The 22818-nt window shown below is 64.4% G+C and carries 26 protein-coding genes; 12 read left to right on the forward strand and 14 right to left on the reverse strand.

The annotated features are described in order from the left end of the window. Nucleotides 1–33 precede the first annotated feature (33 nt). Complete coding sequence (locus GRI59_RS01295) at nt 34–885, forward strand: hypothetical protein (protein ID WP_237440633.1); 852 nt, start codon at nt 34–36, stop codon at nt 883–885. Here GRI59_RS01295 and recQ read toward each other — a convergent pair. Both recQ and GRI59_RS01305 read right to left on the reverse strand, forming a co-directional pair. After that, nucleotides 882–2675, reverse strand: a complete 1794-nt coding sequence (gene recQ / locus GRI59_RS01300) for a DNA helicase RecQ (RefSeq protein ID WP_160759399.1) — start codon at nt 2673–2675, stop codon at nt 882–884. The two genes, GRI59_RS01295 and recQ, sit on opposite strands and share 4 nt — an antisense overlap. 61 nt (nt 2676–2736) lie before the next feature. Further along, nucleotides 2737–3291 (reverse strand): winged helix-turn-helix transcriptional regulator, encoded by a 555-nt coding sequence (locus GRI59_RS01305; protein WP_160759400.1) that lies wholly within the window; start codon nt 3289–3291, stop codon nt 2737–2739. Between the two features lie 208 nt (nt 3292–3499). On the opposite strand from GRI59_RS01305, the gene GRI59_RS01310 reads away from it, so the two are divergent. Continuing rightward, complete coding sequence (locus GRI59_RS01310; protein ID WP_160759401.1) at nt 3500–3844, forward strand: CC_3452 family protein; 345 nt, start codon at nt 3500–3502, stop codon at nt 3842–3844. Between the two features lie 346 nt (nt 3845–4190). Here the strand turns inward: GRI59_RS01310 and GRI59_RS01315 are convergent, their stop codons facing one another. The 3 genes from GRI59_RS01315 to galE all read right to left on the reverse strand — a co-directional run bounded on the left by GRI59_RS01315 (nt 4191) and on the right by galE (nt 6148). After that, on the reverse strand, nt 4191–4793 hold the full coding sequence (locus tag GRI59_RS01315; protein WP_160760368.1) for an HAD family hydrolase: 603 nt from the start codon (nt 4791–4793) through the stop codon (nt 4191–4193). 102 nt (nt 4794–4895) lie between these two features. Then, nucleotides 4896–5021, reverse strand: a complete 126-nt coding sequence (ykgO, locus tag GRI59_RS01320) for a type B 50S ribosomal protein L36 (RefSeq protein WP_017666014.1) — start codon at nt 5019–5021, stop codon at nt 4896–4898. A 107-nt stretch (nt 5022–5128) separates the two neighbouring features. Next, complete coding sequence (gene galE, locus GRI59_RS01325; protein WP_160759402.1) at nt 5129–6148, reverse strand: UDP-glucose 4-epimerase GalE; 1020 nt, start codon at nt 6146–6148, stop codon at nt 5129–5131. A 120-nt stretch (nt 6149–6268) separates the two neighbouring features. Here galE and GRI59_RS01330 point away from each other — a divergent pair, with 120 nt between their 5' ends. Both GRI59_RS01330 and GRI59_RS01335 read left to right on the forward strand, forming a co-directional pair. Further along, complete coding sequence (locus GRI59_RS01330; protein WP_160759403.1) at nt 6269–6901, forward strand: hypothetical protein; 633 nt, start codon at nt 6269–6271, stop codon at nt 6899–6901. After that, nucleotides 6901–8040: a M14 family metallopeptidase gene (locus GRI59_RS01335; protein ID WP_160759404.1), complete on the forward strand. Its 1140-nt coding sequence runs from the start codon at nt 6901–6903 to the stop codon at nt 8038–8040. Before GRI59_RS01330 ends, GRI59_RS01335 begins: the two co-directional genes overlap by 1 nt. Before the next feature lie 9 nt (nt 8041–8049). Here the strand turns inward: GRI59_RS01335 and GRI59_RS01340 are convergent, their stop codons facing one another. Genes GRI59_RS01340 through GRI59_RS01350 form a run of 3 tightly spaced genes read right to left on the reverse strand, consistent with a single transcriptional unit; the run spans nt 8050 to nt 9754 of the window. Continuing rightward, the gene (locus GRI59_RS01340) at nt 8050–8475 is read right to left on the reverse strand and encodes a cytidine deaminase (RefSeq protein ID WP_160759405.1); all 426 of its coding nucleotides are present in this window, start codon (nt 8473–8475) and stop codon (nt 8050–8052) included. After that, a complete protein-coding gene (locus GRI59_RS01345; RefSeq protein WP_160759406.1) occupies nt 8472–9200 on the reverse strand; it encodes a glycoside hydrolase family 25 protein in 729 nt (242 codons plus the stop codon). The genes GRI59_RS01340 and GRI59_RS01345 overlap by 4 nt, the downstream gene beginning before the upstream one ends. A gap of 20 nt (nt 9201–9220) precedes the next feature. Continuing rightward, nucleotides 9221–9754 (reverse strand): UPF0262 family protein, encoded by a 534-nt coding sequence (locus GRI59_RS01350; protein ID WP_237440634.1) that lies wholly within the window; start codon nt 9752–9754, stop codon nt 9221–9223. Nucleotides 9755–9901: 147 nt separating this feature from the next. On the opposite strand from GRI59_RS01350, the gene GRI59_RS01355 reads away from it, so the two are divergent. Further along, nucleotides 9902–11422, forward strand: coding sequence for a replicative DNA helicase (locus tag GRI59_RS01355; RefSeq protein WP_160759407.1), 1521 nt, complete (start codon nt 9902–9904; stop codon nt 11420–11422). 1 nt (nt 11423) lies between these two features. Here the strand turns inward: GRI59_RS01355 and GRI59_RS01360 are convergent, their stop codons facing one another. Continuing rightward, the gene (locus GRI59_RS01360; protein WP_202390842.1) at nt 11424–12569 is read right to left on the reverse strand and encodes a GGDEF domain-containing protein; all 1146 of its coding nucleotides are present in this window, start codon (nt 12567–12569) and stop codon (nt 11424–11426) included. 222 nt (nt 12570–12791) lie between these two features. Next, the gene (locus GRI59_RS01365) at nt 12792–14012 is read right to left on the reverse strand and encodes a phospholipase D-like domain-containing protein (protein WP_160759408.1); all 1221 of its coding nucleotides are present in this window, start codon (nt 14010–14012) and stop codon (nt 12792–12794) included. Between GRI59_RS01365 and GRI59_RS01370 the strand changes: the two genes are divergently transcribed. Continuing rightward, the gene (locus GRI59_RS01370; protein ID WP_160759409.1) at nt 14011–14157 is read left to right on the forward strand and encodes a hypothetical protein; all 147 of its coding nucleotides are present in this window, start codon (nt 14011–14013) and stop codon (nt 14155–14157) included. The two genes, GRI59_RS01365 and GRI59_RS01370, sit on opposite strands and share 2 nt — an antisense overlap. Continuing rightward, entirely contained in the window at nt 14158–14355 is a 198-nt protein-coding gene (locus tag GRI59_RS01375) for a hypothetical protein (RefSeq protein ID WP_160759410.1), read from the forward strand. It abuts the gene before it with no gap. A gap of 19 nt (nt 14356–14374) precedes the next feature. Here the strand turns inward: GRI59_RS01375 and GRI59_RS01380 are convergent, their stop codons facing one another. Next, a complete protein-coding gene (locus GRI59_RS01380; RefSeq protein WP_160759411.1) occupies nt 14375–14875 on the reverse strand; it encodes an MGMT family protein in 501 nt (166 codons plus the stop codon). 262 nt (nt 14876–15137) lie between these two features. Between GRI59_RS01380 and rpoZ the strand changes: the two genes are divergently transcribed. From rpoZ to GRI59_RS01395, 3 genes are all read left to right on the forward strand, one after another. Next, entirely contained in the window at nt 15138–15482 is a 345-nt protein-coding gene (rpoZ, locus tag GRI59_RS01385; protein ID WP_160759412.1) for a DNA-directed RNA polymerase subunit omega, read from the forward strand. A 196-nt stretch (nt 15483–15678) separates the two neighbouring features. After that, nucleotides 15679–16410: a ParA family protein gene (locus GRI59_RS01390; protein ID WP_160759413.1), complete on the forward strand. Its 732-nt coding sequence runs from the start codon at nt 15679–15681 to the stop codon at nt 16408–16410. Nucleotides 16411–16475: 65 nt separating this feature from the next. After that, nucleotides 16476–17531: a DUF3667 domain-containing protein gene (locus tag GRI59_RS01395; RefSeq protein ID WP_160759414.1), complete on the forward strand. Its 1056-nt coding sequence runs from the start codon at nt 16476–16478 to the stop codon at nt 17529–17531. A gap of 21 nt (nt 17532–17552) precedes the next feature. On the opposite strand, the gene GRI59_RS01400 is transcribed toward GRI59_RS01395, so the two are convergent. The 3 genes from GRI59_RS01400 to GRI59_RS01410 form a co-directional block, all read right to left on the reverse strand. Then, on the reverse strand, nt 17553–17963 hold the full coding sequence (locus GRI59_RS01400; protein WP_160759415.1) for a hypothetical protein: 411 nt from the start codon (nt 17961–17963) through the stop codon (nt 17553–17555). A gap of 127 nt (nt 17964–18090) precedes the next feature. After that, nucleotides 18091–20046, reverse strand: coding sequence for an ATP-dependent zinc metalloprotease FtsH (gene ftsH, locus GRI59_RS01405; RefSeq protein ID WP_160759416.1), 1956 nt, complete (start codon nt 20044–20046; stop codon nt 18091–18093). Between the two features lie 107 nt (nt 20047–20153). Continuing rightward, nucleotides 20154–20831: a TetR/AcrR family transcriptional regulator gene (locus GRI59_RS01410; protein WP_160759417.1), complete on the reverse strand. Its 678-nt coding sequence runs from the start codon at nt 20829–20831 to the stop codon at nt 20154–20156. A 95-nt stretch (nt 20832–20926) separates the two neighbouring features. Here GRI59_RS01410 and GRI59_RS01415 point away from each other — a divergent pair, with 95 nt between their 5' ends. Beyond that, on the forward strand, nt 20927–22063 hold the full coding sequence (locus GRI59_RS01415; protein ID WP_160759418.1) for an FtsX-like permease family protein: 1137 nt from the start codon (nt 20927–20929) through the stop codon (nt 22061–22063). Between the two features lie 14 nt (nt 22064–22077). Continuing rightward, complete coding sequence (locus tag GRI59_RS01420; protein WP_160759419.1) at nt 22078–22809, forward strand: ABC transporter ATP-binding protein; 732 nt, start codon at nt 22078–22080, stop codon at nt 22807–22809. Nucleotides 22810–22818 lie beyond the last annotated feature (9 nt).

Consider the following 22818-nt stretch of genomic DNA (forward strand, 5'->3'; position numbering starts at 1 on the left):
CCGGCTCCCCCTCCCGGCCGACGCAAAGGCGCATTGGCGATTTCGGACGATCCTTTAGCATTGGCGGCGGACCAGCCGCGCGGGCTTGCAACGCGCTGGGCTGCGCTGTGGCAAGCGGTGCGCGATGCGCCGCGACGCCGAAAGCTGGCGAGCCTTGCGATTGCGGTTGCGCTTGAGGCGCTGATCCTGCTGCTGCTCCTGACCCTCGGCCAGCAATTCGCCGGCGAGGATGACAAGCGCGAGGTCGTGACCATGACCGCGATCGAATTCGCCGCCCCGCCCGAGCCGGAAGCCCCCGCCGAGCCCGAACGCGAAAGCGCCGCCTCGCCGGACACCCCTTCGCCCCCGGTAACCGAGCAAGAGCTTGCCCCCGAGCCGCTGCGCCCTTCTCCTCTGGCCATCAACCCGAGCCCCGCACCCGAGCCTGCCCCGCCCCAGCAGCAACCCCAGCAGCAGCCCCAGCCGCAGGCCAGCCCCAAGCCCAAGATCGGGGCGCGGATCAATCCGAACCGGTCTTATGGCCCGGCCGATACCGGCAATCCGCGCACCGCCGGTGACAGCCAGCGCGTCGGCACCGCGCCCAATGGCGAGCCGCTCTATGCCGCGCGCTGGTATCGCGAACCGACCGATCAGGAGCTTGCCGGCTACCTGTCCACCGCGAACGGCCCCGGCTATGCGCTGATCGCCTGCAAGACCGTGGCGGGCTACTATGTCGAGGATTGCGTGTTGCAGAGCGAAGGGCCGCAAGGTTCAATGATGGGCCGCGCGGTGCTGGCTGCCGCCTGGCAGTTCCGGGTGCGCCCGGCGCGGGTCAATGGACGCGAGCAGTTCGGATCATGGGTGCGGATCAGGATCGACTATACTATTCGCAAGGCGCCGCGCTAACCGCTCAGATGCTCCCGCACCACGGCGATGAAATCCGGCCCCCAGGTCTCTAACTTTTTCGCCCCCACGCCCGCGATCCCGCCCAGTTCAGCGAGCGTCTCGGGGCATTGGTTCGCCATGTCGCGCAGCACCGAATCGTGGAAGATGACATAGGCCGGGATGCCGTGTTCGCTGGCAAGTTGCTTGCGCTTGTTCCGCAGCGCTTCGAACAGCGGGCTGCCGATCGGGTTGGGCACGTCCCCACCGCTGCGCGAGCGGCGACCCCGGCGGGCGCGGACGGGTGGCTCGGCGATGCTGACTCCGGCCTCGCCTTTCAGCACGGCGCGCGCTTCGGGGCCGAGCATCAGCCCGCCATGCTCGGTCGCCGCCAGCATACCCCTCGCAACCAAGGTGCGCGTCAGCGGGCGCAGCAAAGCCGCTTCGCCCGAACCGACGATGCCGAACACCGACAGCGTGTCATGCCCGCGCGTGGTGATCCGCTCGTCGCTCTGGCCAGTCAGCACCTTTTCGATATGGCCGATGCCGAAGCTCTGCCCGGTGCGATACACGGCGGAGAGCAGCTTGCGCGCCAGCTCGCTCGCATCGACCACTTGCGGCGGATTGTCGCAATTGTCGCAGTTGCCGCACCGGGCGGGCGGGTGCTCGCCGAAATGCTTGAGCAGGATCGCGCGGCGGCAATCGGGCGCCTCGACCAGCTGTGCCAGCGTGTTGAGCCGCGCCTGTTCGCCCGCGAGCCGTTCGGGCTCGACATCGCCGAGCCATTGGCGCGCGCGGGCAAAGTCGCTGACGCCCCAGAACAGATGCGCCTCGGCCGGATCCCCGTCCCGCCCGGCGCGGCCGGTTTCCTGATAATAGGCCTCGATCGACTTGGGCAGGCCGGCGTGGATGACGAAGCGGACGTCGGGCTTGTCGATCCCCATGCCGAAGGCGATGGTGGCGACCATCACCATGCTTTCGGACGCGACGAACTGCGCCTGCACCGCCGCACGGCGTTCAGGCTCAAGCCCGGCGTGATAGAACGCCGCCTCGCGCCCGGTGCGGGCGATCTGGGCGGCGATGTCCTCGGTCGCCTTGCGGCTTGGCGCATAGACGATGCCTGCGCCGTCCATCCGTGCGAGAAGATCGGTGATTTGGCGCGGGCCATTGTCACGCGGCGTGATGGCGTAACGGATGTTGGGCCGGTCGAACCCGGCGACGATCAGGCCTTCATCTGGGATGCCGAGCTGGCGCAGAATATCCGCCCGCGTCGCCTGATCGGCGGTGGCGGTAAGCGCGAGGCGCGGGACGTCCGGGAAGCGGTCGAGCACCGGGCGCAGCATCCGGTAATCGGGACGGAAATCATGCCCCCATTCGGACACGCAATGCGCTTCATCAATGGCGAAAAGCGAGATGTCGGCGCGCTCGAGCAGCGCCTGAAATCCGGGCGTCGAAGCACGTTCCGGGGCGACATAGAGCAGGTCGAGTGCGCCGTTGCGGAAGGCCTCTGCCGTGGCGGCATTATCGCTGTCAGCCGACGTCATCGAAGCGGCACGGATACCCGCCGCGCTGGCTGAGCGGATCTGGTCGTGCATCAGCGCGATCAGCGGGGAGATGACGATCGCCGTGCCCGCGCGCGCCAATGCCGGCACCTGATAGCACAGGCTCTTGCCCGCACCGGTCGGCATCAGGGCGAGTGTATGCGCGCCCGCCATGACCCGGCTGATCACCGCCTCCTGCTGCCCGCGAAAGGCGGGAAAGCCAAAGGTGCGGCGCAGGACTTCATGACATTCGGGAGGGGCGACCACGCTCATGGCCGCGGCCCTAGCCGATCAAACGCGGCGAGGCACCCGAGACGGGCGCTCTATCGACCGATTATCGCGCGGCGGCAGCCTTGGCTTCTGCCAGATCGACCACATCGCCCTTGCCGAGTGCCGCACCGGGGGTCGCGATCGTGCCATCGGCGCGGCGGCCGAGGTTGACCGGACGCGTCAGCCACAGGTCCTGATGGCCGAGAATGCGCCCGTCATGCGCGAGGATCGAGACCGGACCGATCGGCAAACGGTCCCGCTCGTCGACCAGCACCGGGTCCTCAACCACGATTTCGCTGCCGTATTTCTGCCCCCATTGGCGCAAAGCCAGCATCGCCGGGAGCAGATCGAAGCCCTTTTCGGTCAGGCGATATTCGATCTTCCGACGATCATCGGCGCAAGGTTCGCGCTTGAGAATGCCGTGCTCAACCAGCTTGGCGAGGCGGTTGGAGAGGATGTTGCGGGCAATCCCGAGCTCGCTCAGGAATTCCTCGAAGTGTTTGAGACCGTTGAAACTTGCCCGCAGGATCATGAACGACCAGCGTTCACCCATCACCTCCAGCGCTTGCGGCAAGCCGCATTCGATAAGTTCGCGCAGCGGTTCTCTCAAATCACCCATAGGTCGTGTCCCTTCCCCTTCCGGGGTGATGTGTAACCGCTTTTTGTCGGCCTCACAAAAAAATTTCAGTTTTCAGTTGCAACCCGCAACCTAGTTGGTTAGGTAGCGAATAGCAACCGGTTTCGAATCGAAATGTTGCATTGCAAAATAAAGTGATTGAGACCACAGGGGCACTCCCCCTTCAAGGCAACAGGCAAAGGATACCCCGATGATCAACACCCTCTCCATTTCGCGCGGCAGCAAGCTCGCCGTCCTCGCCTCGGCGCTGGTTTACACTGGCCTCAGCTTCGGCGTCGCCACCGGCGCTGCCCCGCTTCAGGCCGCTGGCACCACCTATTACCACGCCACGCTGTCCGCCCCGGCGAGCGAAACCAAGGCAGTCACCGATGGCGTCGCCTGGGCCTGCAAGGACGCGACCTGCGTCGCCGGCAAGACCACCGCTCGCCCCCTGCGCGTGTGCCGCGGCCTGAACCGCAAGTTTGGCGAAATCGCGACCTTCAAGGTCGATGGTCAGGAAATGGCCGCTGAAGAACTGGCCAAGTGCAACGGCTGATTTCAGCCTGACATAAGTCCCTCTCTGCACGGCCCTCCTCTCCCTCCGTGACAGAGCTCCACGGCCCCCGGCACGCTTTCCCCAGAGCGTGGCCGGGGGTTTGGCGTTTTGGCCTTGCGCTCGCCCATCCGGGCTAGCGTCCTCGGTGCTGTTTCGCGCTGCGCGCGAGCACCTGCGGGCGCGCGGTCGAGCTTGCGGACCCTACGGGTCCGGGACAGAGCCGATTCGGACCCGTAGGGTCCGCAAGGCCACGCGGCCGCCCCGCAGGTGCCCCGCAGCGCAGCGAAGGGCTCAGCGCCGAGGACGCCCGCGCGGAGGCGCGGAGGCGCGGACGCACACAAAAAATCTAGAGCAGCCCTCCGCCGCGCAATTGCGCCTCAAGGCTCGCCGCATCGGTGAACAGGTGCGCGTCCCAGCCGCGCGCTTTGGCGGCTGCGATGTTGGCAGGGTTGTCGTCGGTGAAGAACAGGTTCGCGCCCGCGCGCCCGCTGCGCTGCTCAACGATTTCGTAGATGCGCGGTTCGGGCTTGGCGATTTTCTCGACGCCTGAAACGATGATGTCCTCGAAGTGATCGAAGATCGGCTGGGTCGGGCGGAACAGGTGCCAAAATTCATCGCCGAAATTGGTCAGGCAGAACAGGGGGACGCCTGCCCCCGCCAACCGCTCGACGATGGCGTGCGAGCCCGGCACCGGCCCCGGCACAGTCTCGTTGAAGCGGGTCGCGTAAGCATTGATGAGCGATCCGTACGCGGGGAACTGCGCGATCCGTTCCGGCACCATGTCCGCCAATGCGCGGCCACGGTCATGCTCGAAATGCCATTCCTCGGTCACGACATTGGCGAGGAACCAGTCGAGCTCGTCCCGATCATCGATCAGCTTTTCGAACAGCGCAGCCAGCTGCCATTCGAACAGCACCCGACCGACATCGAACACCACCGCTTTGCGCATCACAACCCCAAACCTCTTAGCCCCAAATGACCGCGGCCCGCGCTCCGGTAAGGAGGCGGGCCGCCAAATTCATCAGCCGCCCATGCCGGGCAGCGGCGCCGTTCAGCCCTGGCGGGCCTTGAAGCGACGGTCGGTCTTGTTGATCACATAGGTGCGGCCGCGGCGACGGATCACGCGGTTATCGCGGTGACGGCCCTTCAGCGACTTCAGGCTATTGACGATCTTCATGGCGCTCGTTTCCAAAAGAGAAGCGCGCCGGACAAGGCCGACGCGCGTTAAATCGAAGCGTGCCGTTAGCGACACCGGTCTGCGGCGTCAATGCGAACCTGCCCCTGTCAGCGCCGCAAATCGCGTAATTTGCGCTCCCACGCCAGTGCATGGGCGATGATCGTGTCGAGTTCGGCATGGGCAGGCTGCCACCCAAGCGTCTGCTTCAGCCGCGCGGGGTGAGAAATCAGCGAATCGGGATCGCCTGCGCGCCGACCTTCGATCCGGCGATCGAGTTTGCGATTCGTCACCCGGTCGACCGCGTCGAGCACCTCGTTCACCGAGAACCCCCGGCCATAGCCGCAATTCATCGTCAGCGAGCGTGCAGGCTCGGCAATCAGCGCCTCCAGCGTCTGCACATGCGCCGCCGCCAGATCGCTGACATGGATATAGTCGCGCACCCCGGTGCCATCGGGCGTGGCGTAATCGGTGCCGAACACGCTCACCGATTCGCGCATTCCCAAGGCCGCCTCGATCGCGACCTTGATGAGATGGGTTGCACCGGCGGTCGATTGCCCGCTGCGCGCCTGCGGATCGGCGCCTGCGACATTGAAATAGCGCAGCACGCCGAAATTGAGCGGGTGGGCCGCTGCGACATCGGCGAGCATCTGCTCGGTCATCAGCTTTGACCAGCCATAGGGGTTGATCGGGCGCTGCGGCGTATCTTCGGACACGCCAGGGGAATCTGGCGCGACATCGGGGATGCCATAGGTCGCCGCAGTCGAAGAGAAGATGAAATGCGGCACTCCACCCCTGACCGCCGCTTCGATCAGCGCGCGGCTTTTGGCGGTGTTGTTGTGGTAATACTTCAGCGGATCGGCAACGCTTTCCGGCACCACGATCGACCCTGCAAAGTGCATGATCGCGCCCGTGCCCTGCTCGGTAAAGATCCGCGCCAGCAAGTCCGCATCGGCGATATCGCCTTCATACAGCGGCACGCCGTCGGGCAGCGCAAAGCGGAAGCCTGTTGTCAGGTTGTCGATCACCGCCACAGGCCAGCCTGCATCCTGCAAGGCCAGCACCGCGTGACTGCCGATATAGCCCGCGCCGCCGGTCACGAGCACGGAAGGTTTGCCGGGAGATGTCATGGACGAAGGCCCTATCATGCAATCCACTTCAAAATTCTCAACCTGGATCACACACACACGGGTCTGTGCACCGGGCCTGCTGCGCCCTATAGTCTGCTGTACACAAAAGGAACCTGCGTCATGCTGCCTGCCCGCCTGCTTGCTCCCCTCGCCGCCGCAGCCGCACTGGCGCTATCGGCTTGTGCGACAACGCCTTACACTGGCCCGGTCGAAGTCACGCGCTTTGTTGCGCCCAGCCCGGCGGGGCTTGGACAAGGCACGATTGCGATCACCTTCCCTGACGAGGTGAAGAACGAAAACGCACGCAGTGCCTTTGCCACCGCCGTCAGCGGCGAACTGGCGCGGCTGGGCTATAGTGTGGTCGCGGAAGGCACGCCCGCCGGGCAGGTCGCAGCGATCCGCACCACCCGCTCGCCGATTGCCGCCGCTCCCGTGCGTGAACGCGGCCCGGTCAGCGTCGGCGTTGGCGGGCAGACCGGCGGCTTCGGCTCCGGTCTCGGCATGGGGGTCGGCATCAATCTCGGTGGTGGGCGTGAAGGCGCCAATACCATGACCGAATTGTCGGTGCGGATCGGCCAGACGGACGGCGCCACCTTGTGGGAAGGCCGCGCGCAGCTGCCAACCGGGGTGAAGTCGCCCTACTCGCAGGTCGATGCCAGCGCCCGCACGCTCGCTACCGGGTTGTTCAAGGACTTTCCCGGTGGCAATGGCGAGACTGTGACGATCGACGTCAAGAAGCTTCAAGGACGATAATGACCTCTCTTTTCATCGATGCCGGTTTCGATAGCGGCAATATTGACGTGCTCGGGATCGACGGCGCGACCGCGCGGCTTGCGATCCGGCGCGATAACGAATCCGAGTTCTTTCAGTGGTTCCACTTCCGGGTGAGCGCGAAGGCGGGCGAGGAAGTGGTGCTGAAGCTGACCGGCCTCAATGCCAGCGCCTATCCCGGCGGCTGGCCGGATTATGACGCCTGCGTCAGCGAAGACCGCGCCTATTGGGCGCGTACGGCGAGCACTTTTAACAAGGACGAGGATGGCGGCACTTTGACGGTGCGTTACCTCCCCGCCACCGATGTGTTCTGGTGCGCCTATTTCGCACCCTACTCGATGGAGCGGCACCACGATCTGATCGCCGAGACGGCATCGTGCGAGGGGGTCGACTATGTCCGGCTCGGCACGACGCTCGATGGTCAGCCAATCGACTGCCTCGAACTGGGCGAAGGCGACACGCAGGTGTGGCTCTATGCCCGCCAGCATCCGGGCGAGACGCAGGCCGAATGGTGGATGGAAGGCGCGATCGAGTGCCTGACCGATCCCGCCGATCCGGTTGCGCGGGCGCTGCGCAAGGCCTGCCGCATCCACATCGTGCCAAATTGTAACCCTGATGGTTCGCGGCGGGGACATTTGCGAACCAATGCGGTTGGCACGAACCTGAATCGCGAATGGGCCGATCCGACCCCGGAGCGCTCGCCCGAAGTGCTGGCGATCCGCAATCGGATGGATCAGACCGGCGTTCACTTCGCGATGGACGTCCATGCGGACGAGGCGATCCCGGCTGTGTTCATCGCCGGGTTCGATGGCATCCCGTCGTGGACGCAGGCGCAGGGCGATGGCTATGACCGCTACCAGCGCATCCTCGACCGCCGCACGCCCGATTTCCAGACCAAGCTCGGCTACCCCAAGGCCTCCCCGGGCCGGGCCAACCTGTCGATGAGCACCAACCAGGTCGCCGAACGCTTCGGCGCAGTCGCGATGACGCTGGAGATGCCCTACAAGGACTTGGCCGACTTCCCTGAGCCGGAGCAAGGCTGGTCACCGGAACGCTGCAAGCTGCTGGGCCGCGAATGCCTGGCGGCGCTGGTGGAGTGGTTGGAAGGGAAAGACGCCTAACCCACCTGCCTAGGCAAGGTGAGAGGGCCCAAACGCGTGCGGCAGTAGCGCAGAAAGCGTCACGCGCCGCACGTCGTCCTTGCTGACGCACAGCACCAGCGGATCGGTAGCGCCCAGCGCGGCGACTTCGTTCAGCACCTGACGGCAGCGGCCGCAGGGCGTGATCGGCTCGGCATCAGCCTTCAGGCCCACCACCGCGACGGCCACCAATCCGCCGCGCCGGCCTTCGCCAAACGCCTTGGCGACCGCGACAGTCTCGGCACACAGGGCAAGGCCGTAGCTGGCGTTTTCGACATTGCAGCCGGTGATGACCGCGCCGTCATCGAACAGCAGCGCCGCGCCGACGGGGTAGTCGGAATAGGGCGCATAGGCCTGCTCCGCCGCGGCAAAGGCGGCGATGATCAGGGCCTGTTCCTGCGCGTCGTCGAGCATCATTTCTGCACCACCACCCATTCAACCGGCTCCGCCGCAGCCTCTGTCACCAGCGCACTGTTGGCGCTCCATAGCAGCCACGGACGGCCTGCATAGTCGGGCCGCGCCCGGTCGCGCGCCAGCCACAGGTCGCGCGCCAGCGTGGTTGCGGTGTTGTGACGGTCCTGAAAGGCGGGGGACAGCTTGAGGATCACCGGGCGCCCGGCATGGGTCTCGATCTGGTTGATCAACGTCATCAGCTCGCTTTCGACCGCCGCATCGCTGACCTTGGGGGTGCAATTATCAGCCAGCCGCGCAAGCCCGATGGCGGGCGGCAGCAGATCGGCATCGCGCGGCACCATCTGGGCGAACATCCCGCTCTGCGCATCAGCACCCAGACAGGGATCGAAATCGAGCACCACGCCGACCTGCAAGCCCGCCTCCCGCGCGCGGGCGAAGCGGTCAGCAAAGCCGCCGGATGCGCTTGCTGCCAGCGGCAGATAGACGAACTGCGCGCCCACCGCCTTCAACGTCGCAAATCGCACCTCGCCGCCGCCCGCTGGCACCAGCGCACCCTGTTCGGGGTAAAGAGTCTCGTTCGGGCGCCAGGCGCGCATGTCCCACCACAGCCATCCCGCAAAGGCGAGGCCGAACAGAATCGCAAGCGCCGCCATCCGCAGCAGCCACCGCCGCCGACGTCCGCCGCGGCTGCGCGTGCGCTTTGCGCCCTTTGCGCTGGATGCCGCCATGCCTCCGGTGCTCCCCCGCCCTAACCCTTGATGTGCAGCACGCAGATCAGCGTGAACAACCGCCGGGCGGTGGCGAAATCGGTCTCGACCTTGCCCTCCAGCCGTTCGAGCAGCAGTTCGGCAGCATCATTGTGAATGCCGCGCCGGGCCATGTCGATCGTCTCGATCTCGGCCGGGGTCGCCTTGCGGATCGCCTGATAATAGCTGTCACAGATCGCGAAATACTCGCGGATCGGGCGGCGGAACCGGGCCATGCCGATCAGCAGGGTTTCCAGCAACTGTCCCGCGGTATCACTGATATCCATGCCGAGCCGTCCATCGGTGACCGACAGGTGCAGGTGATACGGACCACTGCTCCCGCGTTCCGCGGAGCGAACCGGCTTGAAGGTGTTTTCTTCGATCAGGTCATAGATCGCCACCCGGCGTTCCTGTTCGACATCGGCATTGCGCCACAGAATCGTCGCTTCATCGAGCGTGACCTGAGCAATGCGCTGCGCCCCCGCAGCGCCGGGCGCGGGAGAAATGGGCAGGGAATCGGGCGGCGGTACAGCCATATCCCTGCCTTCGCAGATGGAAGGGGCGCACTTCAAGCACTTCGATAGGCTTGGGCACACGCTCTCCCCACTATCCACAGCGTGCGAAATAAATATTGGCGCGTTCCGCCCTTGCGCGAGGGGGCCGCTGCGGCGCATCAGGCACCGATGGCCGAACCCGAAAAAGTCACCCCGATCAAGCTGCAAGCCCCAGATGGCGACGCGGTAGCGCGCAAGCTGCCGTACAACCTTGAGGCCGAAGCGGCGTTTCTGGGCGCAGTGCTGATCGACAACCGGGTGCTGGAAGAATTGCAGGTGCCGATTCGCGCCGATCACTTCTTCGAAGGCCTGCACCAGCGAATCTATACCCGCGTGCTGGCGCTACTAGAACGCAACGCCACCGCCTCGCCCGTAACCTTGCGCCCCTATTTCGAGGCGGACGAGGCGCTGAAGGAGCTCGGCGGCACCAGCTATCTGGCGCAGCTGACCGCCAGCGGCGCCGGCCTGCTCGCCCCGCGCGAGCTTGCCCAGCAGATCTATGACCTCGCCTTGCTGCGCGAATTGGTGAGCGTCGGGCGCGGTCTGGTCGAAGGCGCGCTCGATACCTCGCAGGACACTTCGCCGCTGGACCGCATCGCGCAGGCCGAAGCGGCGCTGTTCGACGTGGCCGAAGGGGCGGCGACCGGCCGCGAAGCCTCGACCTTCCGTGAAGCGGCGATGCACGCGATCAAGCTGGCCGAAGCGGCGATGAATTCAGGCGGTGGCTTGTCGGGCAAGACCACGGGCCTTTCTACAATCGACCAGAAGACCTCCGGGCTTCACAATTCCGACCTTATCATCCTCGCCGGGCGTCCCGGCATGGGCAAGACCTCGCTCGCCACCAACATCGCTTTCAATTGCGCCGAAAAGCACTTGGAATGGCAGCGCGACGGGGGCGAGTTCAATTACGGCGCGCCGGTCGCCTTCTTCAGCCTGGAAATGAGCGCCGACCAGCTGGCAACGCGTATCTTGGCCGAACAGGCGGAGATTTCCTCGGAAGCCCTGCGCAGCGGTAAACTGACCCGCGAGGATTTCCAGAAGCTGTCCTACGCCAGCCAGCGCCTCGCCGAACTGCCGCTCTATATCGACGATACGCCCGCGCTGACGATCTCGGCCCTGCGCACCCGCGCACGGCGGATGAAGCGGCGGCACGATATCGGCCTGATCATCGTCGACTACCTGCAACTGCTGCAAGGCTCGGGCCGGGCAAACGACAACCGGGTGAACGAAATCTCGGAAATCAGCCGAGGTCTGAAAACGCTGGCGAAGGAATTGCAGGTTCCGGTCATTGCGCTGTCGCAGCTCAGCCGTGCGGTCGAACAGCGCGAAGACAAGCGCCCGATGCTGTCCGACTTGCGCGAATCCGGCTCGATCGAGCAGGACGCCGACATGGTGTGGTTCATCTTCCGCGGCGATTACTACCACCTGCTGGTCAAGCCCGATACGCCTGACGCAAGCTCCACTCCCGATGTGCAGGAGAAATACCGCGCGTGGGAGGAGAAGTTCGAAGGGCTGGTGGGCCGCGCCACCCTGATCGTGGCGAAGCAGCGCCACGGCTCGACCGGCAATGTCCCGCTCCACTTCCAGAGCGACATCACCAAGTTCACCTCGCCGAATTACAAGGACTATTCGGACTGGGGGCAGGAGTAGGTCAGGCGGTCAGCGCAACCACGTCACTCGGCTCCGGCATGGGGCGGGCTTCTGCCTTGGCCTGGTATAGCGCGCGGTCGGCATGTTCGAACAGCGCGTCAGCGCTCGCTCCGTCATCGGGCCATTGCGCTACGCCGACGCTGGCGCCAACCTGAACCGGCACGCCTTCGATCTGATGTGGGCGGGCCAGCGCGATCAGAATACGCGCCGCAATCGGGGCGCCGTTAAGCGGCGAATGCGGCGGGATCAGCACCGCGAATTCATCGCCCCCCTGCCGCACCACCAATCCATCGTCACCAATAGTCTCGCGCAGCCGCTCGGCCACGCTGCGCAGCAGCTTGTCACCGAAGGCATGGCCGTGACGGTCGTTGACAGGCTTGAACCCGTCGAGATCAAGCAGCGCCAGCCGGAACCCGCCTGCAGCATCGCCCTTCCCAAGCAGCGCGGCAATCCGCCCTTCCAGCGCGCGGCGATTCGCAAGGCCGGTGAGCGGATCGGTGTGCGCCAGATCGCGGGTCTGTTGCTGCAATTGGAGCAGATCAACCAGCATCACATGGCCTTGCAGGATGAAGCGCACCAGAATTACAGTGGCGAGGATCAGGCTGGTGGCCGCAGCCATCTCTGCCGGGCGGCCCGAAGCCAGCATCAGTATTGAGATCGGCACCACCCCGATCACCAGATTGACGATCGCGGCCAAGCGAATTGCCGAGAGGCAATAGGCCGTCGCCAGCGCTCCCATCGCGATGATCATGGCAAAGCTGGCATGGCTTTCCGGCGGCGAAGCGAGCCAGTTGATGACTGCCCAGCTGCTGCACATCACCCCCACCATGCCCGAAACGCTGGAGGTCTTCCTCACGATCAGCTGGGCGCGGCGCAAGCTAAGCTGACGGCTGCGGCTGACACGGTTCTCGACCAGACCGAGCACGCATAGCACCGCCAGCAGCGCGGGCATTCCGTATTTGATCGCCCAGTGAAGCTCAGCCGCGCCCGCCCACGCCGCCGTTGGCGTGGTGGCGAGCAGCATCAGATACATCATCGGCGACTGGCTCTCGACCCGGCGCGCGCGCAGGATCGTGAAATCATCCCGGATCGCATCCGGGACCGGCGGCACGAACCGGCGGCGCAAAATGTCGGTGATCCCCCTCATCCTGCCGGGATTAGTCAGGAGACGTGAAATACGCGTTAAGCACAGGCAAAAGCCTCTCGCGCCGCATCACTCGCCGCGCCATTTAAGCAGCAGCCACGGCACACGGTCGGGCGCGAATTGGGTGCGGCTTTTGCGGTCGAAATAGGGCGGCATGGGAGCCAGAGCCGCGAACCCAATAAGGTCAGCACGTGGCTAAACCGCGGGCCCGACGACCGATGCAGGCTAGCTCGCGCCGACCTTGCTGATGCGGTAATCGGCAAGGCTCATCCAGTAAGCGAACCGCCAGCGCATCCGGTTGATGAAGGTGCTTTCCCGTTCATACCGCTCGCGCGTCATTGGCTCACTGGCGGCTTCCATGTGGTCGATCAGCTCGCGCAGCTTGGCGGCCAGCTCCGCGTCCTCGATCCGCACCATCAGCTCGACATTGATGCGGAACGACCGCTTGTCGAGATTGGCGCTGCCGACATAGCTCGCATCATCCACCACCATCAGCTTCATGTGCAGCTTGCACGGCTGGAACTCGGCAATCTTGGCACCGGCGCGCAGCAGCTTGCCATAAAGCAGCCGCGCCATATCGACCGCGGCCGAGATGTCGGACTTGCCTGCCATGATCATCCGCACCTCACCGCGCCGCGCGACCTGCGCCATCTGGCGGCGGTAACTGCGCGGCGGGGAGAAATAGGCCGAGACTGTGTCGAGCCGCTTGGCCTTCACCAGATCCTGCCGAAAACACCATGCCCAGTGCCCGCGCCGCACCAGCGGCCCGCCAACCAGCAACCGCACCTTCCCATCAGTCCCATCGGCGCCGCCGTCCCAGGCCTTGACGATATCGCGCAAGCGGCGGAGCTGGCTTGTGCGACCGTTGGCCTCGTTCGCGACCCATTTCTGCAAAAGGTCGAACCAGCGCATGAACTGCTCCACCACCGCGCCCTCGATCAGCACCGACAGATCGCACCACCCATTATTGGCGGGGATCGCGAAGTAATGATCGGAGACATTGGCCCCGCCCGTCATCACCCGTGCGCCGTCGGCGATCACGAACTTCTGATGGTTGCGCACCAGATAGCGCTTGCCCCAATTCGGCGAGAAGACTGCGAAGCTGCCGCCGGCCTCCTCAAGCGGGGCGAAGAACTCGGCGCCCGCGTCATTGCCGAAATCATCCACGATCAGGTCGACCGTCACCCCGCGCTGCGCGGCGGTGACCAACGCGTCGCGCACCATCGTGCCGGAGATGTCACTGTCGAACAGGTAGTAGAACAGCTTAAGGCTGTCCTGCGCGCCGTCGATCAGCGCGACCAGCGCCTTCAGCCGGTCCTGCCCGTGGGGGTAGAAGGTAAATTCATGCCCGGCGGCGGTGAGGTTGAACGGGTCCAGATCGGAATAATCAGTCACCTGCTCGCCGGATTGGGAAGAATCGGCGGCGGGAGCGGGAGCGGTGGCCATGGCGCCTTGTAACGCGCGGCAAGCACAAAGCCACTGCCCGTTGCGACAAAGCGCAGCAGGCGCGGGACTTGCGGCACGCGCTCAGTTCACGCCGGTGCAGGTCGCCGATTACATTACCTTGCGGCTGCTCGCCCCGACGCGCTAGATGGCCGAGGTGGCCGGCCGCGCACAGCGCTCGATCCTGACGCTGATTCGCGCCAACGCGGATCGCCAGTCAGAAATGTCGCGCTTTGATCTCACCTGTCTGGCCACGCTCTACCGCCTGCGCTTCAATGCGACCGCCATGGAAGTGGCGATGACCACTGCGCGCATGCTGGCAGAGGATGGGGAGGAGGCGCGGTAGGACGGCAGCGCCTAGCGGATCAAGGCCGGGCCTCCAGCGGATCAACCGGCGCGCGCTCGGCAAAGTCGAACACCGCAGGCTGGCGCCGCAACGGCGACACCCGCACGCCTTCCGCTTCCAGCAGCATGGTCTGATAATCCGTTCCGCCTGGGTATTTCGGATTGAGAAAGCCGCCCTTCTTAAGCACGCGCCACCACGGTGTCAGCTCGGCATCGGGCATGCCCATCTCGCGCTGCTCCTCGGCGGCACGGGCGCACATGTTGAGGAAGATTGCGGTCGAAACCGGGCAGGCCACCGCGACCGAATAGCGGCGGGCGATAGCGGCGCGCAGGCCATCCAGCGTCACCAGCTCCCCGCTCCTCAGGCGGCGCACCATCGCGTTTACCTCCGCTGGCGACGACACCACCATCGCACCGCCATCGGCCTCGCGATAGCCGGGTGCGCCCGGGGGAATGAGATGGACGATGTGCGGCTCACGTCCGCTGGAAAGATGGTCGAGGGCGGTCTTGCGCTTTCCCATGGGCGATAGGCTCCTGATTCGAGGAAGGTCTATCGCAACTCACACAGAGCGGGAATAAGATGACTTTGTTCACCTTTTGAGCAGTGATCGCCCTATCCGGCATCCCGCCTCGGAATACACTGAGGCGCGGTTCGGCACGTCGCCTATGCGGGTTGCACAGTCCGGTCCGCGCTGGCTGACACCCCCTTTTCCTTGACTTCGTGCCCCCGCCTGCCTAGCTGCGCGCTTCTCTTTCCGTCCCGATTCTGACAAAAGGCTGCCCATGGCACGCGTTACCGTTGAAGATTGCGTCGACAAGGTTCCCAACCGGTTCGACCTCGTCCTGCTTGCCGCGCAGCGTGCGCGCGAGATTTCGGGCGGTAGCGAGCTGACCATCGATCGTGACCGCGACAAGAACCCGGTCGTGGCCTTGCGCGAAATCGCCGAGGAAACCGTTGGCCCGCGCGCGCTGCATGAATCGCTCGTCACCAGCCTGCAGAAGATCCTGCCCGATGACGAGGACGAGGCCGATGAGATCGGTTCGCTCAGCCAGTCGGCGGAAGCGCTGCGGATCACCGCCTCGGCACCGGCGCGCACCTCCTCGCTCGGCGGTGACTACGACGGGTAAGCGCTTCGCTATAAAATATTAGCCCAATTCGAGGGGCGGTCCAGACCGGGGTTCACCGGCCCAGACCGCCCCTCGGTCGTTTTAGCCTCTGCTTGACCACTTCTTGACCCCGCCTTGCCCGCGCTTGCCTTCGGGCTTCGCGGCGTTATCCCATGTGGCTGTAACGGAACGGTCATATCACGGGGCGGCAAGGCGCATGGCATCGATTGCGGTCTACAGCGTAAAGGGCGGGGTCGGGAAGACAACGCTGGCGGTTAATCTCGCTTGGTGCTCGGCAAGCATCTCGCGCCGCAAGACGTTGCTGTGGGATCTGGACGCGGCCAATGGCTCGGGCTTCCTCTTGGGCGTGGACCCCAAGAAAAAACGCAGCGCAGACAGCATGTTCGCCGAAGGCAGCGATCCGGCCAAGCTGATCCAGCCGACCGCCTTTCCCGGCCTCGACCTGCTACCCGCTGACGAGAGCATCCGCGCGATTGATCGCACGCTTGACCGGATGGGGAAGAAGAAGCGGCTGGCCAAGCTGACGGCGGCGCTAGGCAAGGACTATGATCGGATCATCTTCGATTGTCCGCCCGTTCTCAACGAGTTAAGCGCTCAGATCATCCGCGCTGCCGACCTCATCATCGTCCCCCTGCCGCCCTCGCCCCTGTCGGCCCGGGCGTTCGAAGTCGTGGTCGAGGAAGTGCGCGGGGCCGGCAAGGGGCATCCGCCGATCCTGCCCGTGCTCGCCATGCTCGACCTGCGCCGGAGCCTGCACAAGGAAGCGCGTGAGGCCAACCCGAACTGGCCCGCCATTCCGCTCGCCAGCGCGGTCGAACAATGCGCGGTGGAGCGCAAGCCTGTCGGCGCCTTCGCCCCACGCTCTCCTGCGGCGCGCGCCATTGCCCAACTTTGGACCGCGATCGAACGCAAGCTGGCTGAGAAATAGCCGCTTTCGCAGGTGCGGGAAAAAGGCTTATACCAGCGCGGTTTGCAGACACAGGGGGGCGCAGCATGAGCGGATTGGGCGAGGGAATCGGCGCGGCGATCGAAGGCGGCCTGCTGGCGCGCGCGGTCGAACCCCGAGCCGGCGAGATCGGCAGCCATTCGCCGGCAAGTTCCGTCACCTGCGCGAATTGCGGCACTTCCTATCACGGGCATTTCTGCCCGGAGTGCGGTCAGAAGGCCCACATCCACCGTAGCCTCGCCGCCATCGGGCATGACATCATGCACGGGGTGCTGCACCTCGACGGCAAGCTGTGGGAGACACTGCCGCTGCTGACTTTCAAGCCGGGGGAGCTCACCCGCCGCTACATTACGGGCGAGCGCGCCAAGTTCGTCAGCCCGATGGCGATGTTCCTGTTCACGGTCTTCGCGATGTTCGCGGTGTTCCAGATGGTCGGCATCGGAGCGCCAACCGATTTGGCGAACGACCTGTTCGGATCGGACGACGACAACCCGGTTCAGACCGAGGTGCGCAGCCAGATGGAAGCGCTGGAAAAAGAGCGTGCCACCCTACCCGCGAAGAGCCCTCGCCGCGCGCAGATCGATAGCGAGCTAAAGGGGCTCAATCTGGTCTTTGCCAAGGCTGGGAGCCCGGGCGACGAGACGGATAAGGTCGTCACCTTCAATACCGGCAATTCGTGGCTCGATCACAAGCTGTTGGAAAAATGGAAAAATAATCCAGGGCTGATGCTCTACAAGCTCCAGGCCAACGGGTACAAATTCAGCTGGCTGCTCATTCCGCTATCGGTGCCGTTCCTGTGGGCGATGTTCCTGTGGCGGCGGCAGTTCAAGGCCTATGACCACGCGGTGTTCGTCACCTATTCGCTGAGCTTCATGTCCCTGCTGTTCATCGTGATGTCGATCCTCAGCACGATCCCCGATGGCGGCGGCTGGTCGGCGATGTTGTTCTTTGTGGCTGCTCCGCTCCACCTCTACAAGCAGCTTCGCCAAGCCTATGGCCTCAGCCGCTTTTCGGCGTTCTGGCGGTTCTGCGTGCTTATCTTCTGCATGCAGATCGTAGTGTTGCTGTTCCTGATTGTTCTGGGTCTGCTGGGCGCGTTCTGATCGCGCCGCAGCGAAGCGCGATCAACGGCAGGGGAAACGCTGACGCACAAGCTGCGAGAAAGCTTCGCGGATCGTGGTGCGCGCAGCGGCTTCCGGAGTGTAGCCCGCCAGATGAGCGAACAGCACATCGCTTTCGATCTCGGCTTCGGGCGGCAGGCAGGCTTCGACCGGCTGCCCGGCCGTGAGCCGGTCAGCTAGGGTCTGGCGATAGGCCTTGCCGACGGCCGAGATCGCTCCGAACAATTCGCCAGCCTCGGGTGAAAGCGTCCATTCGGGGCCGCCTGTGCGCAGTTGATCGACCCGGGCGAGAAAGGCCGCCACGGTCATGTCGGGCGAGGGAGTGATCGCGGTCGTGGGCACGGTCTGCGCGATGCTTGCCCCTGACATCACCAGCGCGCTGGCGACCAACGCCAAAGCCATCACTCGCAGCATCCGATTGCCCCTGCCTCTTGATCCTGAGAAGTGGCCGGATGTGCTGCTCGCCAGCTTAACCCACGCTGAAAGCAACAAAAAAGGCGCCGGAATTGCTTCCGGCGCCCTTGTTGTTCATGGCAGAGGATCAGGCGCCCTGCGGTGCCTCGTCACCTTTCCCGAAGCGCTTGCCCGCCTTGGGGATCGCCGAGCCGCGCATCGGCGCTGCCACCATCGGCCCGCGCGGGGCATCGGGACGGTCAATCTTGCCGTTTTCGAGCAGCGAATTGATCTCCTCGCCATTCAACGTCTCGTATTCGAGCAGCGCCTGAGCGAGAAGGTGGAGCTGATCCTCATGCGTCTTGAGGATGTCAGTGGCACGGGCATGAGCGCCTTCGACCAGTCCCTTGATCTCGTTGTCGATCAACTCGTTGGTCTGGCCCGAACGGAACGTCCGCTGCGAGGCCCCGTAACCCAGATAGCCCTCAGACTGCTCCTCATACTGGAGCGGGCCGAGCTTGTCCGACATGCCCCACTGGGTCACCATGCTGCGCGCCAGTTTGGTTGCATACTGGATGTCCGACGAAGCGCCCGAGCTGACCTTATCATGGCCGAAGATGATTTCTTCCGCCACGCGGCCACCCATCGAGACCGAGAGGTTCGCGTGCATCTTGTCACGGTGGTAGGAGTAGCTGTCCCGTTCCGGCAGACGCATCACCATGCCCAGTGCGCGGCCGCGCGGGATGATGGTGGCCTTGTGGATCGGATCGGACGCCGCCTCGTGCACCGAGACAATCGCGTGGCCGGCTTCGTGATAGGCGGTCATCCGCTTCTCATCATCGGTCATGACCATGCTGCGACGCTCCGCGCCCATCATGACCTTGTCCTTGGCGTCTTCAAACTCCTGCATCGCCACCAGCCGCTTGTTACGGCGCGCGGCCAGCAGAGCGGCTTCATTGACGAGGTTAGCCAGATCGGCGCCAGAGAAGCCGGGCGTGCCGCGCGCGATAACGCGCGAGTTGACGTCAGGGGCCAGCGGCACCTTCTTCATGTGCACGGCGAGGATTTTCTCGCGCCCGTCGATATCGGGGATCGGCACGACCACCTGGCGATCGAAGCGGCCCGGACGCAGCAGCGCCGGATCGAGCACGTCGGGCCGGTTGGTCGCGGCGATGATGATGATGCCTTCGTTGGCTTCAAACCCGTCCATTTCGACCAGCAGCTGGTTCAGCGTCTGCTCGCGCTCGTCATTCGAGTTGCCGAGGCCATTGCCGCGCGAACGGCCCACGGCGTCGATTTCGTCGATGAAGACGATGCAGGGCGCGTTCTTCTTGGCCTGTTCGAACATGTCGCGCACGCGGCTCGCGCCGACGCCCACGAACATCTCGACGAAGTCCGAGCCTGAAATGGTGAAGAACGGCACGCCCGCCTCACCCGCGATGGCGCGGGCAAGCAGGGTCTTGCCGGTACCGGGCGAACCGACCAGCAGCGCGCCCTTGGGAATCTGACCGCCGAGCTTGGAGAAGCGCTGCGGATCGCGCAGGAACTCAACGATTTCCTGCAATTCTTCACGCGCTTCATCGATACCAGCCACATCGTCGAAGGTCACTTTGCCCGACCGTTCGGTCAGCAGCTTGGCCTTGGACTTGCCGAAACCCATCGCGCCGCCGCCGCCGCCCTTCTGCACCTGACGCAGCGCGAAGAACGCGATGCCGAGGATCAGAAGGAATGGCAGGGAATTGAGCAGGATGAACAGAAGAACGTTCTGCCCCTCACGCTGCGTGCCGGTGAAGCGCACGCCGTTGTCTTCCATCAGCTTGGTGATTTCGACATCATTGGGCACGGGGACGGTGCTGAACGGCTCGCCATTCTTGAGCGTTCCGGTGATGAGCTCGGCGCCCATCTGCACGTCTTGCACTTCGCCTTCGGCGACAGCGGCGCGGAAGTCGGAATAGCGGATCGCGGCGCCCGTGGTCTGGCCCGCGTTGCTGAACATGGTCACCACCAGCAGCAGGGCGAGGAAGATCCCGCCCCAAATCATCAGCTGCTTAACCCAAGGGTTGGGGCCGTCGCCTTGCGGCTGGGGATCGTTTTGCTGACTCATTGCAAGGGATTCCTTTCGTCAGCCTGCAATGTAGGATGCGCGCGGTGAATGGCAAGATAATGCGCAAGCTCGCGCATGATGCTAATTTTCGAACAGCGTGATGCGAATTATCGATCCGTCGCGCACGGCATCGCCGGTTTGCCATAAGCGGCGAGGAACACCTCGACCGCGCCCGCGATACGCTGATCGCGCGCTTCCGGGGTGACGAAGGCACCAAAGCGGCGTTCAAGATCGCCCATGCCCTTGCACATCGACACGAATTGTTCGGCCGCTAGCATCGGATCAGGGATCGCCAGCTCGCCTGCCGCGACCGCATGACTGAGATAGGCCGCAAAGCCATGCTTCATCCGCCACGGCCCGGCTTCGAGAAACGCCGCGCCAATAGCGGGTTCAACCTCGGTCTCGGCAGCGATGCGGCGTTCGAACTGGATCATTTCCGGGCGGAACAGGAAGGCGTAGATCGCCTGGCCGATCGCTGTCAGCCGCTCACGGACGGTGCCGTGGACTGCGCCTTCGAGCGAGAAATGCCCGCGCATCTTCTCGCATTCGCATTCGACCGCCGCGGTGAACAGCGCGCGCTTGTCGCCGAACTGGTTGTAGATCGTGACCTTGGAGACGCCCGCGTCAGCGGCGACCTGTTCGATCGCGGTGGCGGCATAGCCGTGGTGGAAGAAATGATGCGCAGCTGTCTCGACGATCGCTACGCGCTTGGCGGCATCAAGCGGCCGGCCCGCCTTGCGGCGAACAGGTTTTTTTTCAGGTTCGGATGAACCGGAGATTGACAAAATGAACGGCTCCGTTCAGTTAAACGCGACCGTTCAACAATGCGTCTAATCATCCAAGGGCGCAACCCTCTCCGCTGATAAAGGTTCCTGCCAACGTGCTTTGGATCGCCATCAGGATGCTCACCGGGGACGCCCAGAAGTTCTATGGGCTGTTGTTCGGTATCGGTTTTTCCACTCTCCTCATCACCCAGCAGATGACGATCTTCGTCAACCTGGTCGAGCGCGGGGCCAGCGGCGTTTACAACGCGCCCGAGGCCGAAGTGTGGGTGATGGACCCGGTCAGCCGCACCACCGATGTCAGTTACGCGATGCCCGGCACCGCGCTGGACCGGGTGCGCTCGGTCGAGGGGGTGGAATGGGCCGTCCCGCATCTGCGCGCAGTCGCCAATGTGCGCACGGCCGACGGCGATCTCGAAGGCGTGGCGGTGATCGGCGTTGACGATTCAACGCTGATCGGCCTGCCCGAACGCATGGCCAAAGGCGACAAGTCGGTGATGTTCGCGCCGGACAGCGTGGTGATCGACGACACCGGAACCACCCGCTTCTTCCCGCCCGAACAAGACCCGATCGGCGAGCGGCTCGAACTCAATGACCAGCGCGCCGTTATCCGCGGCATTGCGGATTCGATCCCGAGCTTCACCAGCACCGTGGTGCTCTACACCCGCTATTCCAACGCTCTGAAGTTCGTCCCCGGCACTCGCAACCGCCTGAGCTTCGTGCTGGTCGGCGTGAGCGAGGGACAGACGCCCCAAGAGGTTGCCGCGCGGATCGAAGCCGAGACCGGATTGAAGGCCCAGACCCGCGACGAATTCTCGCAGGCCGGCGTCAACTTCATCATCGAGAACACCGGCATCCCGACCAATTTCGGCATCACCGTGTTCCTCGGCTTCGTGGTCGGCGTGGCGATTGTCGGCCTGACCTTCAGCCTGTTCCTGCGCGACAACATCAAGCAATTTGGCGCCTTGAAGGCGATCGGCGTCACCAATTCCAAGATCGTCCAGATGGTCGCAGCGCAGGCCGGGATGGTCGGCATCATCGGCTATGCGCTGGGCGTGGTCGGCACGGTCGCCTTCATCAAGGGGTTCAGCGCCAATCCGTTCTTCAAGGGCTTCTACATCCCCTGGCAGATCCCGCTGATCAGCTTGGCTGCCGTGGTGGTGATCCTCGCCATCACCGGCCTGATCGCGATCCGCAGCGTGCTCAATACCGAACCGGCTTCGGTGTTCAGGTGAGCGGGGAGGTGATCATGGACACGACAAAAATCGGCGGCTGCGCGCCCGAAGCCGCGATCTGCGCGCGCGGCATCTCCCGCGATTTCGAGGCCGGGCAGACCACCATCCGCGTGCTGCACGACATCAACACTGACATCCGCCCGGGCGAAATGACCTATGTTGTGGGCGAAAGCGGCTCGGGCAAGACGACGCTGATCTCGATCATGTGCGGCATCCTGTGGCCGACCGAGGGCGAGGTGAAGGTGTTCGGCACCGACATTTACAAGCTGTCGGATACTGAGCTGGTCAAGTTCCGGCTCAACAACATCGGCTTCATTTTCCAGCAGTACAACCTGATCCCGTCGATCGACGTCGCCAGCAACGCCGCCGTCCCGCTGATCGCGCAAGGGATGCCGCGCGAGGAAGCGCGTGAACGGGCCAAGGTGCTGCTCGACAAGCTCAATATCGGCAATCAGGCGGACAAGCTGCCGCGCCAGCTTTCGGGCGGGCAGCAGCAGCGCGTCGCCATCGCCCGCGCACTGGTGCACGAACCGCGGCTGGTGGTGTGTGACGAGCCGACCGCCGCGCTCGATGCCTCGTCGGGCCGCCGGGTGATGGACCTTCTGCGCGAAGTCGCGGTTGCGCCGGATCGAGCGTGCATCATCGTGACTCACGACAACCGCATCTTCGATCTCGCTGACCGCATCATCGTGCTGGAAGACGGTCGCATCACGCATGACGGCAAGGAAATGCCCGATGACCATTGATGCCGCCCC

It is taken from the genome of Erythrobacter ramosus (genome assembly GCF_009828055.1).
Classification (GTDB): Bacteria; Pseudomonadota; Alphaproteobacteria; order Sphingomonadales; family Sphingomonadaceae; genus Erythrobacter; species Erythrobacter ramosus.